We start from the raw sequence: 16,106 nt of genomic DNA on the forward strand, positions 1-16,106 counted from the left end.
GCTGATCGATTACCGTGCCGACCCACCACCGCCTCCCCTCTCCCCAGACGAAGCTGCCTGGCTAGATCAGCATCTGCGTGCGCTGGGGTTGCGATAAGGGTTAAGTGACATGTTGATATGAGAAGGGTAAGCGTCAGTTGAACACCCTTCTACCATCTGCTATAATCGGGATCAGGCATGGTAGTAGACGGGTATGCCCTGGATGCACAACGTTCAACCTGTCACAAGGTGAGGAAATACACATGCTTCGTTCATCATGGCGAGCCACGACGCTCCTGGTAGTATTAACACTCTGTATGCTTATATTAGCCACGTGTACCAACCGTGGTGTTTCACTTACAAATCCCTTGTACGTTCAGCAATTGACTACCGCTCCAGCCGACTACGCCGGCCGCGAAGTGACGGTTGATGGAGCCTATGTCTGGCGACCCGGCAACCCGTCGTTATCGGTACTGGCAGTCGGTGTGAGTACGCTGGATAACGGGCTGGATGCTCAACCCATCGGCGAACCTATCTGGCTCGAAGGATTTCCGGCTGAAGTTACCGAGCAACTTCATCGTCCGGGTGATTCAGTTTATGGCTTTGTGCGCGTGCGGGGGCGATTCGAGGCAAACGGCAACTATGGGCCGGGTGGTGCCTACCGCTACCTGTTAACGGTCAGTAGTGCCGAACCGATTGAGCGGATTCGGCGGGTTGAGCAGCGCCTTACTGATCGCCCACTAGGGCCGGATAAGGTGTCGTTCTTCGAGCTACTCCGTAATCCTGATCAGTATCAGGGTCAGCGGGTAACAACACAGGCATACTACTTCTGGAATTCGGTCATTTATGTGCTGGCGGAAGGTATTTCGACCGAAGAAGATGGTTCCAGTCCGCAACCGGTTGGCGGGATGATTTGGGTTGAGCAATTTCCACCTGATCAATCAGCGGCTTTGAATATTGGCCCCAATAACAGCTTTGTCTGGGGTCTGGTTGAAGTAACCGGTACGTTCCAGACCGGCGGTGGTTTCGGGCGCGATGGCGCTTATCAGAGTATCTTCTTCGTCGAATCGGCGCGTCCACTCACGCCGTAGCGGTTGAGGAGACGGTATCTTTCATCTGTTGGAACGAAACGTGCACCGGTATCGCCAGCGATCAGCCGGTGCACCATTCACGCAATGGGGCAAGGCGTGTGTACTACTTCATCGAGCCAATGCGTGAAGAAGATATTCCTGCCGTGCAGGAGATCGAGCGGCAAAGCCAGATGGCACCGTGGCCAGCCCTGACCTATCGCCGCGAGATTCGTAACCGTCAGTCGTGCCGGTATGTCGTGGCCCGCGCCGACACGCAACTCCCCGATGGCACCTCCCCTGCGACCGATTATCCCCTCCTGTTGCGGTTGTTGCAACGCATTGGCCTGGTTGCCCCCGCATCTACCAGTACTGCACCAATCGTTGGCTACGGCGGTATCTGGCTGAACGAAACCAGTGGGCACATTACAACGATTGCGGTCGCACCGGCTCATCGCGGGCGTGGAGTTGGAGAGTTGATCCTCAATGCACTTATTGATGGTGCCTACGAACTGAATGCCCAGTACCTCTCGCTTGAGGTGCGGGTCAGCAATCTAACGGCCCAGCGCCTCTACCTCAAATACGGCTTTCGTCCGGTAGGTCAACGGGCGAACTACTATGTTGATAATCACGAAGACGCCCTGGTGATGTGGACAGACCCCATCACAACGACGAGTTATAAGGAGCGTCTCCGTGAGCTACGCCGGCAATTGCACGAACGACTACGCCAGCAGGTCGCTCAGGTGGTGGTTGAGAGTCCGAGTAATGGCCCAACCGTCGGATAGAGTGGACTCTGACGCAGATCAGCAGCCCGAAAACGCCCCTGAAAGATGGCATCGGCCAGTTCACGGTGCAAGTGAGCCAGTCGTTCCCGACCCTGTAACCGATCGCGAAACGCCGCGTGCCGCAGCAGCAACGCCGCTTCGTTACGAGGCGAGAGCTTGCCGGCGTAGAGATGGTGCGGTGCGCGCGGTGCCAGCCCTAGCTCATCGCACCGTTGCAACAACTCGCGATCACGATCAAGACGATAGATCGGATTGACGGTGGCCTGATCGCGATAGACATCACGATAGTAGCGCGGTGGGTACGAGCCTAACTGACTGAGTAGCACGTTGATCCGATGACGATGCCGTTCATTTGGGATATGGAGATAATCCCACACCACAAAATCAACCCCAACCTCAGCACAGGCGTGCAGTACTCGCCGCAGATTGAGGTTACTATCGTTCACATAAGGCATCACCGGCAACAACGCCACCCCAACCGGAATACCCGCCCGTTTCAGCTCGGCAAGCATCTCCAGGCGGAGTTGCGGTGATGGCGCCCGCCCTTCCATGCGGGTTGCCAGATGCTGATCCAGGGTCAGCAACGTCGTTACCACCACCGCCAGACTACGCTCGTTCATCTTTTGTAACAGCGAGCGATCTTCCAGCACGAGTGGACTCTTGGTCATGATTAGACATGGCTGACCGTGTTCGGCAAAAAGCTGCAAGACCTGGCGGGTAATCCGGTAGGTCTGCTCAGCCGGTTGATAGGGGTCACTCAAGGCGCTGATCGCAATCAGATCACCGCGATCAATCTTCGGCAGCACCGCTGCCATGCGTTGCGGCAGATCAACCGGGATCGCAATCGTCTCGTTAAGCGGGCGTTCATTGTACACCCAGCTATCGCAGTAGGGGCAGCCCAATTCACAGCCGGTATAAATGCTCATCGTATAGGCCGAGAGAAAATACTCGTTGATGAGCGGTCGGCGAGCGCTTAGCGGCGGTATATTGGGCGCAAGTTCTCGTTGATAGTACGCCATACGAACCCAACTACGACAATTTCAGCGAACGCTGACGCCGAACCTCAGCCAGGGCAGCCAGTAGCTCAGCATGGATCAGACCATTGGTTGCGACCATTCGATCGCCACCGAGCGGTCGCCACGGCTCGCCCTGCCAATCGGTGACGGTGGCTCCTGCTTCGAGGGCAATCAACCCGCCAGCACCGACATCCCATGGCTTCAACCCCAACTCCCAGTGTCCATCAGTGCGACCGGCAGCGACGGCGCAGAGATCAAGGGCCGCTGAGCCGGGCCGCCGAATATCCTGTACCAGCATCGCCAGATGGGTCAACTCGGCCAGATTATTATCGGGCTGCTCGAACCGGTCGTAAGGCAATCCGCTGCTCAACAAACTACGGGCCAGCGTGGATGTCTGCGAAACCCGCAGCCGTCGCCCGTTGAGAAACGCCCCCCGACCACGCTCGGCGTAGAACAGCTCGTTGCGCATTGGATCGTAGACGACTCCTAGCAACGGTTCGTTGTAGGCGAGCAGGGCAATCGAGACACAGAAGATCGGTAGCCCGTGGAGAAAATTGAGCGTACCGTCGAGTGGATCGATCAGCCAGGTGTAGGGCGATGACATGCTCACCCCACTCCCCTCCTCGGCGATAATCGCGTGATCGGGATAGCGAGCACGGATCGCGCCGACAATCAACGCTTCACTGGCCCGATCTACTTCGGTCACCACATCGGCGTACTGTTTCGGTTCGTAACTGACATCACGCTCGGCGCCGGCCCGGATCAGCGTGCCGGCACGGTAGGCGAGTTCGATAGCAAAATCAAGCATCACGGCAATCAATCCTGTGTATCAATGACGTATCGGCACCATTGTCATTGTAGCAGGGAGAACGCAATCCGCAAAGCGGACAAAGTGCGTAACAGCGAATAATGCGTGATGGCACCATACGGTTGCCGGCGCTGCTCGCTGCAATACCGATGTGCCGGGAGCAGGATGGGCTGTCTTTTGGCAAGTGTTCATGCGCTGTGCGATGATCGGGTAGCACAACAGCACAGCTTTTATGAAAGAAGTTCTAGTCTAGATTTGATATGAGAGTGTCACCACCTGCCAGGCTTATGTTAAACATAATCCACCGCACGACCCGACCGCTCCTAATCATCCGCTGCGACGTAACTACCATCTTGACAACGGTCTATCACCGTCTTATAATATGACCACCTGGTCATATGACCGAGTGGTCACTTGAAAGAAAGGCACTCCTATGAGCATTCCAGACATCATCGGTCTATTGCTCCTTCTCTATGGGCTGGCCTGCCTCTACATCAGCCTTGCCAAACCGGCGGCGATCTGGCGACTCGGCAAGGTTCAAGGCTTTGTCCAGCTCATTGGCGAGAAGGTAACTACCGCGCTCATTTTCGGATTGGGTGTTGGGACGGCAATTGCCGGGACGTATCTGCTCTGGCTATAGGAGCGTAACAATGCCGACAGAAACCTTCTTCAACCTCCCCGAAGAGAAACGGTCACGCCTGATCGATGTTCTCCTCGATGAGTTTGCCCAGCACGACTACGATAGTGTTTCGATCAATCGCATCACTGAGCGGGCCGGTATTGCCAAAGGCAGTTTTTATCAGTACTTCACCGACAAGAAAGACTGCTACCTGTACCTGATTCAGCTCGGTATCGAGCAGAAAACTGCCTTTCTCCGCCAAACACCGCCGGCATCAGCCACAGATATGTTTGCGTATCTCCGCTGGCTGCTCGATGTTGGTATTCAGTTCCAGTTTCATAACCCCCGCCTGGCGCAGATCGCTTACAAGGCGCTGTACGACGATGTGCCACTACCGGCGGAAACGATGCAGGTGATCCGACATGGCAGTTTCGCCTACTTCAAACAACTGGTTGAACAGGGCATTGCCGATGGTTCACTTGATCCTGACCTCGACGCTGAGACTGCTGCGTTCGTGTTGAACGTTGCCTTCACCGAGCTGGGGAATCATCTGATCGAGCGGTTTGCAGTCAATCCGGCAGCGTTGTTGCGCGAGGGAGGCACCGCCTTGCTCCAACCGGCTATGCGTCGTGTCATCGAGCAGGTGATCGACATCCTGGAACGGGGCATGCGACGGCGATAACGCTGTGACCGCTCGCAACGATATCAAGGAACAACCCTATGATTAACGTCCAGAGTCTCTCCTTCACTTATCCCGGCACCAGCATACCGGCGTTGCATGACATCACCTTTACCGTCGAGGCCGGTGAAATCTTCGGGTTTCTCGGCCCCAGTGGTGCCGGTAAATCCACCACGCAGAAGATTCTGATCCGCCTGTTGCGTGGCTTTCGTGGTTATGTCACGATCCTCGGTCGCGATCTGCGTGACTGGGACGACAACCTATACGAGCAGGTAGGTGTCTGCTTCGAGCTGCCCAATCACTACGGCAAGCTCACAGCTATCGAGAATCTGCGCTACTTTGCGCGCCTGTACTCTGGGCCAACCCTGTCCCCTGAGACCGTGCTCGACATGGTAGGCCTAAGCGAGGACGGCCACCTGCTGGCTTCACAATATTCAAAGGGGATGAAGATCAGGCTCAACCTGGCCCGCGCACTCTTGCACCAGCCCCAACTGCTCTTTCTTGATGAGCCTACTGCCGGTCTTGACCCGGTCAATGCACGACGGATCAAAGACCTGATCAAGGCTCAGAAAGAAGCTGGTCGCACCATCTTCCTCACCACCCACGACATGAACATCGCCGAAGAGCTATGTGATCGGGTGGCATTCATCATCGATGGTCAGATCAAGCTCATCGACTCGCCGCGAGAACTGAAGTTGCAGTACGGTAAAAAACTGGTACGGGTGGAATATTTGGTCAACGGTCACCTGGATGCCTGTGATTTTGCCCTCGACGGTCTGGCCGATAATCGTCAGTTTCACGACATACTCCGTCTGCCAGTACAGACCATTCACACCCAGGAGGCCAGTCTTGAGCAGATATTCATTCAGGTGACTGGACGCAATCTGAATTGACCCGCCATCAGCAACGGTTCGGTACGACAGGCAGGCAATGTCTCTGCGACCGGCAAAGTGAGCGGCGTGACACGCACCTGATCGTGAGTATGGCTGGCGCGGCAGCCACGCTGCCGCACTCCAAACGACGCGCCACCGCAACCCGGTCTGGGAACGGTATCCGTGCTGGAACGTGAGATCACTGTTTACGGAGTGGAAACAGCGTTCTACGCTGCTGCGCTCAGCGGTGGTAGGTTGATCGCTGGATCACGTGTCATAAACGTTATAACACCGGATTTGATATTACACTGCGAGATCGCTATGAACCGTCTCTTACACACAACCTATTGGGATATTGTTCGCCAGTATCGCAACGGATTTTACTTCGTTACGGTGGTAATCGTCGCGCTCCTGGTTGTTTTGTTACGTCAGCTCGATGGCGTAGACTGGCGACTGTGGTGGCCGGTCATTCTGCTAGAAACGCTGGTGGTCAACAGCTTTTTCTTTATGGCCGGGCTGGTCTTACTGGAGAAGGGGGAAGGCGTGCTGGAAGCACAGGTTGTCACCCCGCTCCGCGACTGGGAATATCTGCTGACCAAGATCATCAGTCTGTTCGTCCTTTCAGCCATCGAGTCGCTGGCCCTGATCCTGCTGGTGAGCGGTCCGGCCTTTAACTGGTTGTGGATGCTGATCGGCATTGGTTGTTTTGTCGCTATGTACACGTTATACGGATTTTTTGTCGTGGCGCGTTACGATTCGATCTCTGAGTTCATCCTACCTTCGGCGCTATGGACGATGGGCTTTTCGATTCCGCTGTTACCCTATTTTGACCTCTGGCAGCACTGGCTGCTCTACCTGCATCCACTTCAGGCGCCCCTGATACTGGTAGAGGCGGCGTACAATCCGCTACCGACCTGGCAGTTGTGGTACGGTATGCTTTACAGTCTGGTCTGGATCAGTATCGGATGGGTCGTCGGGCGACACACTTTTTACCGCTTTGTGGTGACCAAAGAGGGAAGTCGGTGGCGAAGCGTATCGTTAGCGAGGTCGTTATGAATATGTTGCAAACACTCCGTGCTCTTGGCCCAATCGATCTACGCAGTGTCTGGCGCGATAAGATGCTCTCGTGGATGATCTTCCTGCCGATCCTGGGGGCAATCATTCTGCGGGTTGGGTTACCACCGCTCGCCGCACGTCTGCACGCCCAGTACGCCTTCGACCTCGAACCGTGGTACCCGCTCTTCCTGAGCTATTTCTTTGTGGTGATGACACCGGCGATCTTCGGGATTATGATCGGCTTTCTGCTGCTCGACGAAAAGGACGATCAAACCCTGAAAGCGTTGCAGGTCACGCCACTCTCGCTCAGGAACTATCTTGCGTATCGTATTGCCATACCTGTTGTTCTGACCATCGCCATGATGTTCATTCTCTTTCCATTATCGGCGCTTGACGACATCTCGATCCCGGCTACATCCCTCACGGCCATTGCGGCTGCGCCGATTGCACCGGCCCTGGCCCTTTTTATGGCAGCGCTGGCCCAGAATAAGGTGCAGGGTTTCGCGCTGATGAAGCTCACCGGTGTTGTGCTGATCATGCCGATCTTTGCCTTTATCGGTACCGGAAGCTGGGAAGTGTTCTTTATGGTCATCCCAACCTACTGGCCAATGAAGAGCTATCTCTTGCTGAGCGATGGTCAGATCACCGCTGCCTGGCCCTACCTGATCGCCGCAGTTGTCTATCCGGCAATCATCATCTGGTTGTTCGGGAAACGCTTCAATCGGATAATGGTAGAATAGGCCGGGAATCGTCAGCTTGAACCTGAGCAGATGTGGTGGTTTATCAACCCGGCCTCTGCCCTGATATGAACAATCGTATGCAGCATATCGGCGTCGTTATTGTTTCGTACAACACCGCTCCGCTGCTCCGGCGTTGCCTGGCAGCGCTGGAGCATTGCCATCTTCCGCTACAGATCGTCGTGGTTGATAACGGCTCGCACGACGAGAGTGTTGCCCTTGTCCGACACGAATTCCCGCATGTCATCCTGCGCGAACGGCCAGAAAATCCCGGCTACGCGGCGGCCAGCAATGAAGGCATGGCACTGCTGCACGAACACAACGATGCCGTCCTTATCCTCAATCCAGATACCGAGGTCTTACCCGGTGCCATCGAGGCGCTGGCCGATTTTCTGGCTGACCACCCGCGGGTCGGCCTGGTCGGGCCACGTCTGCTCAACCCCGATCACAGCCTGCAACGGGCGGCCTTTCGCTTTCCCGATCTGATCACCACGGCTCTCGATCTCTTCCCACCGGGTGAAGTATTGCCCGGTCGGCTGTACGATTCCTGGTGGCACGGCCGCTATCCGCACGAACTGGGTGACTCTCCCTTCCCGATTGATTACCCGTTGGGTGCGTGTATGCTCGTCCGCAGCAGTACCATTGCTGAGGTCGGTGGGATGGATGAAGGCTACTTTATGTACTGTGAAGAGGTCGACTGGTGTCGGCGGATCAAGCAGGTCGGTTGGGCGATCTGGCAGGTACCGGCAGCGCGGGTCGTGCATGTTGGTGGCGCAGCAACCGGTCAATTCCGCTGGCGCATGCAGGTCGCGCTCTGGCGCGCTCGCCGGCGCTACATGCAGAAGTTTGCGTCACCGATCACGCAACGCGCCTACACTGCCCTACTCACTGTTGGGATGCTTCACCTCACCGGCAAAGCCTGGCGCGACTACCTGAGTGGGCGAATCGACCGCGATACACTGCGTGGTCAACTCCTGGCTTACGGCACCATTCTGCGTGACAGCTTTAATTTCTCTACAATACCGGTTGCGAAGGTCGCAGGCTGATGCTATAGTAGCAACAAGAGCAGAATTGTCTGGCGGGACAATACCCTGCTCACGTGTAGATTAAGATTTTTATACTGCGATTCAAGCCTAACGCTGTGAGGTTGGTTCGCGTGAACATGCCGACGCATTGCTCCGCAGTTCGTCGTAACGCTACCTGGATTCAGATGTGTATATGCCGTTCGCCGTTGCGAGCAGGCCGTTGCCGGTAGTGATACAACAACCCGGTACGATAGCGTGAGCTGGCGTCGATGAATGCTCCGCGCTCCACCCTCCCAATGCACAACAGGAGCAGACAAGACAACGATGTACGACCAAAAGCGACCAGATGTCGCGGTCTTCATCGACTTCGAGAACATTTATGTCAGCGTGCGCGACAAGCTCAACGCCACGCCCAATTTCGAAGCGATTATGGACCGCTGCAACGACCTCGGCCGCGTCGTGATTTCACGCGCCTACGCCGACTGGTACCGTTATCCTCGCATTACCAGTGCCCTATACGCCAACGCCATTGAACCAATTTACGTTGCCACTTACTACTACGACAAAGATGCCGGTCGTACTGGACGAGCGATCAAAAACAGTGTCGATATGAATCTTTGTATCGACGCGATGAAGACGCTCTACACCAACCCGAACGTTGCCCGCTTTGTTCTGGTTACCGGTGACCGCGATTTTATTCCGCTGGTACACAGTATTCGCCAGCACGGCAAAGAGGTCTACATTATCGGTATTGGTGGTGCTGCCAGTACCCACCTGGCCCAAAGTGCCGACGAGTTTGTCTTCTACGAGCAACTGATCGGGCGTCAACCGAATGCCAGTGCTGCCGCCACGGCAATTGCCAATCGGGCAACCGAGCTTAACCGCGCCCTCGAAATGGTCGAAGCCGAGCCATCTCCAGCCCCGGCTGTTGCGCCACTCCCGTCCGAACCGGACATTTACGATGTGCTGGTGCAGGCTATTCACCTGGCCCGCAAGCGCGGCTATGTGACCACGCTGGGATCGCTGAAGATGCTGATGAAAGAGCTGATGGGTGGCGATTTCAAAGAGAATCGCTACCGCGACCTGAACGGACGGCCATTCTCCAAGTTTAAAGACCTGGTGATGGACGCCGAACAGCGCGGGAAGGTCCAAATCTTCACTAAAGGCTCGGTCAACGAGGTCTTCCTGCCCGGTGAAGACCCAATGAAGCTCTCGCGCTTTGCCCCGGCGCTGATGGAAGAGTTGCCTCCCGAACCGGTGGTGATCGATCCACCCATCGGGAGTAACGGCAGCATCCAGATCGCTGAAATCAGCCCGGTCGTGGTAGAAGAGATAAAGACGGTTGTGCCAGAACCGGCACCGACTACCACAACCGCCAGCAACCGCCGCCGGCGCCGGCGGTCGCGGCGCAGTGCTCGCCAGCGCGAAGAGCATACCGTTATTCAGGAAACAACTGAGGTTGTTGTCGAGCTAGACGAGCCTGAGTACAATCCGCCTCTGATCGATGAACCGACCCCGATCAGTGTGGAAACACCTGTCACGGTCGAACTTGGGGCAGAACCACTGCCTGTTCCAGCCGAACTGGTGGTGGAAGCGTTACCGGCCACGGTTGAGGCAACATCCGAAATATCCAGGAGCGAACAACCGGCAACGCCGAGTCGTAGTCGGCGCCGGCGGTCACGAAAAGCCACCGCAGACTCTGGCGAAGAGGCGGGCACCAGCGCGTCGGAGTCAACTGACGATGCGGGGTTGACGGCTGCCCCTGCGGTCGTGGACTTACCGCCTGCACCGACGGAACCAGCGGGCGATCTTGCGATGACGGTGCCAGCGGCAGACACCGACTCGTCGGAGTCGGCCGACGATGCGGGATTGACGGTTGCCCCTGCGGTCGTGGAGCCATCGACTCCACTGCTCGAACCGGCAGGCGATCTTGCGATGACGACACCTGCGGCAGAGTCGGGTAGCGAAGCGGTGATGGCACCCACCGCTGAAGTGGAGCCATCTGCAGGGATACCAACAGTCGAGGATGGGATTGGTCAGGGGGACCTTAGCGTCGTATTTAGCGAGGCTGAATGGAACCTCTTACGAGAGGCTGTTCGCGAATTGGGCAAGCCGGCCACGTTCCAACAACTCTTGAGTGCGCTTCAGGCAGCGCGTAGACAGCACGGGTTGCCGCGTACTACCGAAGAGAATCGCACAATGCTCAAGCAGGCTATTCACCATGGCATGTTTGAGCGCACGACTCGGAGCCGTCGCGTTTATTACACCCTGAAAACGAGTGAGTAGCCTGATCAAAATTTGTGGCCTACGCACGGTCGATCTGGCGCTGGCAGCCGCCACTGCTGGTGCCGATCTGATCGGCCTGGTCTTTGCGCCTAGCCGGCGGCAGGTCAATGTTGCTGAAGCCCAAGCGATTGCTGCCGCCGTGCGCACTCTGCCACCACCACGTCCGTTGATCGTTGGCTTGTTTGTGAATGAACCGGCAACCCACGTTGCCGACATCGCCGCCACAGTGGGAATAGAGGTGATTCAGTTGAGTGGCGACGAGCCGCCAGATTTCCCAACCCCACACGGGCTACCGGTGATCAAAGCGATTCGGATGACTGACACACCACGTGAGCAGGCGTGGCTGGCGCGTATTGCAGCTACACCAACAGTTGGTCAGGGGCTACCCCCACTGACTGCCCTGATCGACGCGCACGTCACCGGCGCCTACGGCGGCACCGGCATCCAGGCCGACTGGGGACGGGCTGCACACATTGCGCGTCAGGTACCGACCATCCTGGCCGGTGGCCTGACACCGGCGAACGTCGCGCAGGCCATCGCTGTCGTGCAGCCAATGGGTGTCGATGTCAGTAGCGGTGTCGAGCGTGACGGCCAGAAGGATCCGGCCCTGATCACTGCGTTTATCGCTGCTGCACGCAGTGCCTGAGCACGCGAATCTGCAACAGGCTGCTATCGCTCAACGTCAGATAGCAGCATACACGCCTTTAACACTCTGCCTGATGCACAGCCGGGCACGCGACACCTGAGCCGCTTGAGATAGGAACCGATGATGCGTAGCAGACCCAACCAATCCCTCACCCAACCACCACAACACCAACAGCCTGGCATCACCATCCTGCGAGCGGTTGGCATCTGGTTGCTGCGCATGCTTCTACGGGTAGCATGGACAATTGCGCTGCTCATGCTGTTGCGGTGGATCGTTTTACGACTGCGCCGTATCCGTATCAGACCAACCCCATACACCACGCCACCGATTGGCCCTGAAACTATCGATACCCATCGCCGCCGCATCGTTGTGAGCGATTTGCATTTGGGAGGTGGTGACCGGCGCGATGATTTTTGCGATGACGAAGCCTTGATCTCTTTTATCGATCAGTACGTCAATCGTGAGCCGACCGAACTAATCCTGGCCGGTGACACCTTTGAGTTTTTGCAGATCAGCCTGCCCGACATAGACGATAACGAGTGGAGTGCACAGGCGGCGGCGCGTCGCCTTGAAGCCATTATCGCTGCTCACGCTGGTGTCTTTGCAGCCTTGCGGCGCTTTGTGCAGAACACCAGCAATCAACTTACGATCCTGATCGGCAACCACGACTTCGAACTACACTATCCGGCGGCCAAGATGGTGTTACGGCAGGCGCTCGGACTGCCGATAGATGATCCACGCCTGCGCTTCGGCATCAGCTATCATGGCGGTGGCGTCTATATCGTACATGGCAATCAGTTCGATCCGTGGAACCGCTTCGTCAATTTTGCCGGGATTAGTGAACCGTTTGAAGTCGTGCGTGGCACCCAACTGGTCAAAGAGGTCATCAACGATCTGGAAGATGATCCCTTCCCGCTGGCACCGTTAATCGACAACATCAAACCATCATCGGCATTCTTCTGGTACTTGATGAGTTTGCAACGGCTACGCGACCCGGATGCCCGCCGCTTTGTGACACGAGGCATCATCGGGTTTCTGCAAGTCACTGCGTGGGCACCACCGCATCATCTTTCGAGCGAACCAGATGAATGGCTGAAACGCTCACCCTTCATCGTGTTCTGGCAACCAATCGCCACGTTCCGCCGCGGGCGTATTGCACGCCATCAAGCCATCGCCCGTCAGTTTGGGGTCGCCGCTGAAGCCGTCGGTGAACTGCCGGAAGTTGTTGATCAGGTGCGCGACGAAGCCCGGCGGCAGGCGAGCCGCGAGGTTACGGCTTTCAATGATGAAATTGCCCGCGAGATGGCCCAGATTGCGTGCCAGCCACCCTACCAGACTGACCGCCTGTTCGTGTGTGGGCATACCCACCTGGCCCGCAACATCGACTTGGGTGATGGGCGGCGCTATATCAATACCGGTACCTGGACCGATATTGTCTTCGACGTAGAAACCATGCGCCGCCCCAGCCAGCGCTATCCGTTTCTGGAGATCGTTAATGACAGCACCGGTGTGCCTCATGGCCGGTTACTGGTCTGGTATGGCTCGACGCAACCACCACAGGTCTGGCACGACGAAGAACCGCCGCAGCAACGGCGGCAAAGTCGTGTACAATAGGGCTAGATGCAATCTATCATCTATAACAGGTTTCATAGGAAAAGGAGGCATTCAGCATGAAAAACGTTCTGCGACTACTCGGCATTGCCGCTGTCATTGGGCTGGCAATTGCCATTTTCCGCGCTGTACGCCAGTATCAAGAGGATAGCGTCTTCGATCTCACGCCGGCGACCAACACCAACATCGGCAACAACGGCCAACGCAGCAGCATCAGCCCAGAGCTGTTGAGCATGCTGGCCGATCCCGGCGACAAGGGGCCGGTCGAGCTGATGGTTGACGCCAACGGCAAAGAGTGGCTGGTCAACCGCCGCAACGGCTACCGCTATCCGATTGAAGACGGCATTCCGATTATGCTGCTCGAAGAAGGCGAGAAGAACAAGGACGAAAGCCTGATTCAGAAGTAGCGTCGCCTATACTACAAGCGCCTCCCGTGCAACACGGGAGGCGTATTGTCCCATACAAATCTTCTGCTGTGTTCGCTTTGCTATGTTCTCCTAGAAAGCCAGACTATGCACGAGGTTGCTTCACGACCGGGCCGTTTCGGTCCCTACGGTGGGCGATACGTCCCAGAAACGCTGATGCCGGCGGTCAGTGCTCTGGAAGAGGCGTACACCGCGGCAATAGCCGATCCCGCCTTCTGGGCGGAATTGAACCGGCTCCACCGCACCTATACCGGCAGACCCACGCCACTTAGCTTTGCTGCCCGCCTGACCGCTCACTGTGGCGGTGCTCAGATTTATCTGAAGCGAGAAGACCTGGCCCACACCGGTGCGCACAAGATCAACAATGCGCTCGGCCAGGGTTTGCTGGCCAAACGGATGGGGAAACGACGGGTGATTGCCGAGACCGGTGCCGGTCAGCATGGGGTTGCCACAGCCACCGTCTGCGCGCTGTTGGGGCTAGAGTGCGTGGTCTACATGGGCGTCGATGATATGGCGCGCCAGCAGCCCAATGTCTTCCGCATGCGCTTGCTCGGTGCCGAGGTGCGCGGCGTCAGCAGCGGCTCACGCACCCTCAAAGACGCGATCAATGAGGCGATGCGCGATTGGGTTACCAATCCTGACAGTTACTACCTGTTGGGTTCGGCCCTCGGCCCGCATCCCTACCCAACAATGGTGCGCGACTTTCAACGGGTGATCGGTCTGGAAGCACGCGAGCAGATTCTGGCCGAAACCGGACGTCTGCCCGATGTGGTGGTCGCCTGTGTTGGCGGCGGATCGAATGCGATTGGCATCTTCCATCCCTTCCTGGACGATCACAGTGTGGCGCTCCGTGGGGTGGAGGCGGGCGGCAAAGGCGACCGCCTCGGCGAACACGCAGCCCGCTTCCGCGCCGCCACGCCCGGCGTGTTGCAAGGCACCTATTCCTACGTGCTGCAAGACGAGGCCGGCCAGATCGCGCTCACCCACTCGGTCAGCGCCGGGCTTGACTACGCCAGCATCGGCCCTGAGCACGCCTGGTTGCACGACAGTGGGCGCGCCACTTATACTGCGGCCAGCGACGATGAGGCGCTGGCGGCGTTCCAGTTGCTGGCCCGCCTGGAAGGGATCATCCCGGCCCTGGAAAGCGCCCACGCGGTTGCTGAAGCCATCCGTCTGGCCCCGACGATGCGCCCCGACCAGATCATTCTGGTCAATCTGTCAGGCCGCGGTGACAAAGACATCTTTACCGTTGCCGGGTTGTTGGGGGTATCGATCTAAAAACGGTTATCCTGACAAGGTTCGTCTGCTTGAAGGGCGCGGGGTAGCGCGTATGACAACGACCGTCATTCTGAACCCGGCAGCCGGGCGTGGCCTGGCCGGTCGGCGGCGACACATCATCGAGGCGGAACTACGCAAGCACAATCTGGAATTCGAGATCTTCACCACTCATGCCCGCGGCGGCGCTACCGAACTGGCGATTCAGGCGATCAATCGCGGCAGCACGCAGATCGTCGCCGTAGGTGGGGATGGCACCATCAACGAGGTTGTCAACGGCATCGTCGAAGGGGGCAAGCGCATAGCGGTCACCTTCGGCATCATCCCGCTCGGCACGGGTAGTGACTTTATCAAGTCACTGCCCGGCGTCAAACCGAACGACATCAGTGCCGCTGTTCAACGCCTGGCCGCCAACCAGACCCAGGCCATTGATGTCGGACGGATTCGGGTCACTGCCGGGCGGCTCACCCTGACCCGCTACTTTATCAATGGGCTGGGCATGGGGCTTGACGCTGCCGTCGCTGTTGAAAGCCTCAAAATCCCCTACCTGCGCGGCTTTGCCGTCTACCTGATCTCCGTCTTACGCGCATTGGCTACCTACCGCCCTGGCCCGATGACCGTGCGCTTTGACGGCCAGCAGATCAGCCGTCAACTCTTCTTTGCCAGTGTCGGCAACGGTCGTTGTCAGGGGGGCGGTTTCTGGATCACCCCTGACGCCAGACTCGACGATGGTCTGCTTGATCTGTGCATTGTTGATACGATGCCGATTCCAAGGGCACTACGCAAGATTCCGCTGCTGATGCGCGGTGTGCATGCCAACGAGCCAGAAGTCACGATGGCGCGGGCACGCCGGATCGAGGTTACCTGTCCCACCCCCATCCCGGTCGCCACCGACGGCGAAGTCGTTGCCACCGCAGCCCAGCGGGTCGAGGTAGAGGTAGTGCCACGGGCGGTGAAGTTGCTGGTGTGATCCCTCCTTGCGCAATGGTGCGGGGGAGTGGGGAATGGGGAGGTGAGGGATCACCCCCACCCCAGCCTGCCCCCGCTGGGGGCGGGAGTATACCCCCCAATTCCTCCCCCCAGCGGGGGAATACCCCCCCAATTCCTCCCCCCAGCGGGGGAATACCCCCCAACTCCTCCCCCCAGCGGGGTACACACCCCCAACTCCTCCCCCCAGCGGGGGAATACCCCCCAACTCCTCCCCCCAGCGGGGTACACAC

16 protein-coding genes are annotated in these 16,106 nt (G+C 57.6%); 14 read left to right on the forward strand and 2 right to left on the reverse strand.

What is annotated here, in order from left to right:
• Nucleotides 1-242 precede the first annotated feature (242 nt).
• Both VAE57_RS15370 and rimI read left to right on the forward strand, forming a co-directional pair.
• Nucleotides 243-1,070, forward strand: a complete 828-nt coding sequence (locus VAE57_RS15370) for a hypothetical protein (RefSeq protein ID WP_322822739.1) — start codon at nucleotides 243-245, stop codon at nucleotides 1,068-1,070.
• Nucleotides 1,071-1,189: 119 nt separating this feature from the next.
• Nucleotides 1,190-1,831, forward strand: a complete 642-nt coding sequence (gene rimI / locus VAE57_RS15375; protein WP_416208465.1) for a ribosomal protein S18-alanine N-acetyltransferase — start codon at nucleotides 1,190-1,192, stop codon at nucleotides 1,829-1,831.
• On the opposite strand, the gene VAE57_RS15380 is transcribed toward rimI, so the two are convergent.
• The gene (locus tag VAE57_RS15380) at nucleotides 1,786-2,850 is read right to left on the reverse strand and encodes a radical SAM protein (protein WP_322822741.1); all 1,065 of its coding nucleotides are present in this window, start codon (nucleotides 2,848-2,850) and stop codon (nucleotides 1,786-1,788) included. The genes rimI and VAE57_RS15380 overlap by 46 nt on opposite strands.
• A gap of 10 nt (nucleotides 2,851-2,860) precedes the next feature.
• Nucleotides 2,861-3,655, reverse strand: coding sequence for an inositol monophosphatase family protein (locus VAE57_RS15385; RefSeq protein ID WP_322822754.1), 795 nt, complete (start codon nucleotides 3,653-3,655; stop codon nucleotides 2,861-2,863).
• Nucleotides 3,656-4,088: 433 nt separating this feature from the next.
• Here VAE57_RS15385 and VAE57_RS15390 point away from each other — a divergent pair, with 433 nt between their 5' ends.
• From VAE57_RS15390 to VAE57_RS15445, 12 genes are all read left to right on the forward strand, one after another.
• Nucleotides 4,089-4,295 (forward strand): hypothetical protein, encoded by a 207-nt coding sequence (locus VAE57_RS15390; RefSeq protein WP_322822742.1) that lies wholly within the window; start codon nucleotides 4,089-4,091, stop codon nucleotides 4,293-4,295.
• 10 nt (nucleotides 4,296-4,305) lie between these two features.
• Nucleotides 4,306-4,956, forward strand: a complete 651-nt coding sequence (locus VAE57_RS15395; protein ID WP_322822743.1) for a TetR/AcrR family transcriptional regulator — start codon at nucleotides 4,306-4,308, stop codon at nucleotides 4,954-4,956.
• 38 nt (nucleotides 4,957-4,994) lie between these two features.
• The gene (locus tag VAE57_RS15400) at nucleotides 4,995-5,846 is read left to right on the forward strand and encodes an ABC transporter ATP-binding protein (protein ID WP_322822744.1); all 852 of its coding nucleotides are present in this window, start codon (nucleotides 4,995-4,997) and stop codon (nucleotides 5,844-5,846) included.
• A 300-nt stretch (nucleotides 5,847-6,146) separates the two neighbouring features.
• On the forward strand, nucleotides 6,147-6,881 hold the full coding sequence (locus tag VAE57_RS15405; protein WP_322822745.1) for an ABC transporter permease: 735 nt from the start codon (nucleotides 6,147-6,149) through the stop codon (nucleotides 6,879-6,881).
• Nucleotides 6,848-7,621, forward strand: coding sequence for an ABC transporter permease (locus tag VAE57_RS15410; RefSeq protein WP_322822746.1), 774 nt, complete (start codon nucleotides 6,848-6,850; stop codon nucleotides 7,619-7,621). The genes VAE57_RS15405 and VAE57_RS15410 overlap by 34 nt, the downstream gene beginning before the upstream one ends.
• A gap of 77 nt (nucleotides 7,622-7,698) precedes the next feature.
• Nucleotides 7,699-8,664 (forward strand): glycosyltransferase family 2 protein, encoded by a 966-nt coding sequence (locus tag VAE57_RS15415; protein WP_322822747.1) that lies wholly within the window; start codon nucleotides 7,699-7,701, stop codon nucleotides 8,662-8,664.
• Between the two features lie 303 nt (nucleotides 8,665-8,967).
• Nucleotides 8,968-10,929: an NYN domain-containing protein gene (locus tag VAE57_RS15420; RefSeq protein ID WP_322822748.1), complete on the forward strand. Its 1,962-nt coding sequence runs from the start codon at nucleotides 8,968-8,970 to the stop codon at nucleotides 10,927-10,929.
• The gene (locus tag VAE57_RS15425) at nucleotides 10,922-11,575 is read left to right on the forward strand and encodes a phosphoribosylanthranilate isomerase (protein WP_322822749.1); all 654 of its coding nucleotides are present in this window, start codon (nucleotides 10,922-10,924) and stop codon (nucleotides 11,573-11,575) included. The genes VAE57_RS15420 and VAE57_RS15425 overlap by 8 nt, the downstream gene beginning before the upstream one ends.
• A gap of 123 nt (nucleotides 11,576-11,698) precedes the next feature.
• The gene (locus tag VAE57_RS15430) at nucleotides 11,699-13,189 is read left to right on the forward strand and encodes a UDP-2,3-diacylglucosamine diphosphatase (protein WP_322822750.1); all 1,491 of its coding nucleotides are present in this window, start codon (nucleotides 11,699-11,701) and stop codon (nucleotides 13,187-13,189) included.
• A 56-nt stretch (nucleotides 13,190-13,245) separates the two neighbouring features.
• On the forward strand, nucleotides 13,246-13,593 hold the full coding sequence (locus VAE57_RS15435; RefSeq protein ID WP_322822751.1) for a hypothetical protein: 348 nt from the start codon (nucleotides 13,246-13,248) through the stop codon (nucleotides 13,591-13,593).
• 105 nt (nucleotides 13,594-13,698) lie between these two features.
• Complete coding sequence (gene trpB / locus VAE57_RS15440; protein ID WP_322822752.1) at nucleotides 13,699-14,889, forward strand: tryptophan synthase subunit beta; 1,191 nt, start codon at nucleotides 13,699-13,701, stop codon at nucleotides 14,887-14,889.
• 52 nt (nucleotides 14,890-14,941) lie between these two features.
• Nucleotides 14,942-15,856 carry a diacylglycerol kinase family protein gene (locus tag VAE57_RS15445; protein ID WP_322822753.1) on the forward strand — a complete coding sequence of 305 codons (915 nt, stop codon included), beginning with the start codon at nucleotides 14,942-14,944 and terminating at the stop codon, nucleotides 15,854-15,856.
• Nucleotides 15,857-16,106 lie beyond the last annotated feature (250 nt).

It is taken from the genome of Chloroflexus sp., from assembly GCF_034434295.1.
In the GTDB taxonomy this organism is placed as follows: Bacteria; Chloroflexota; Chloroflexia; order Chloroflexales; family Chloroflexaceae; genus Chloroflexus.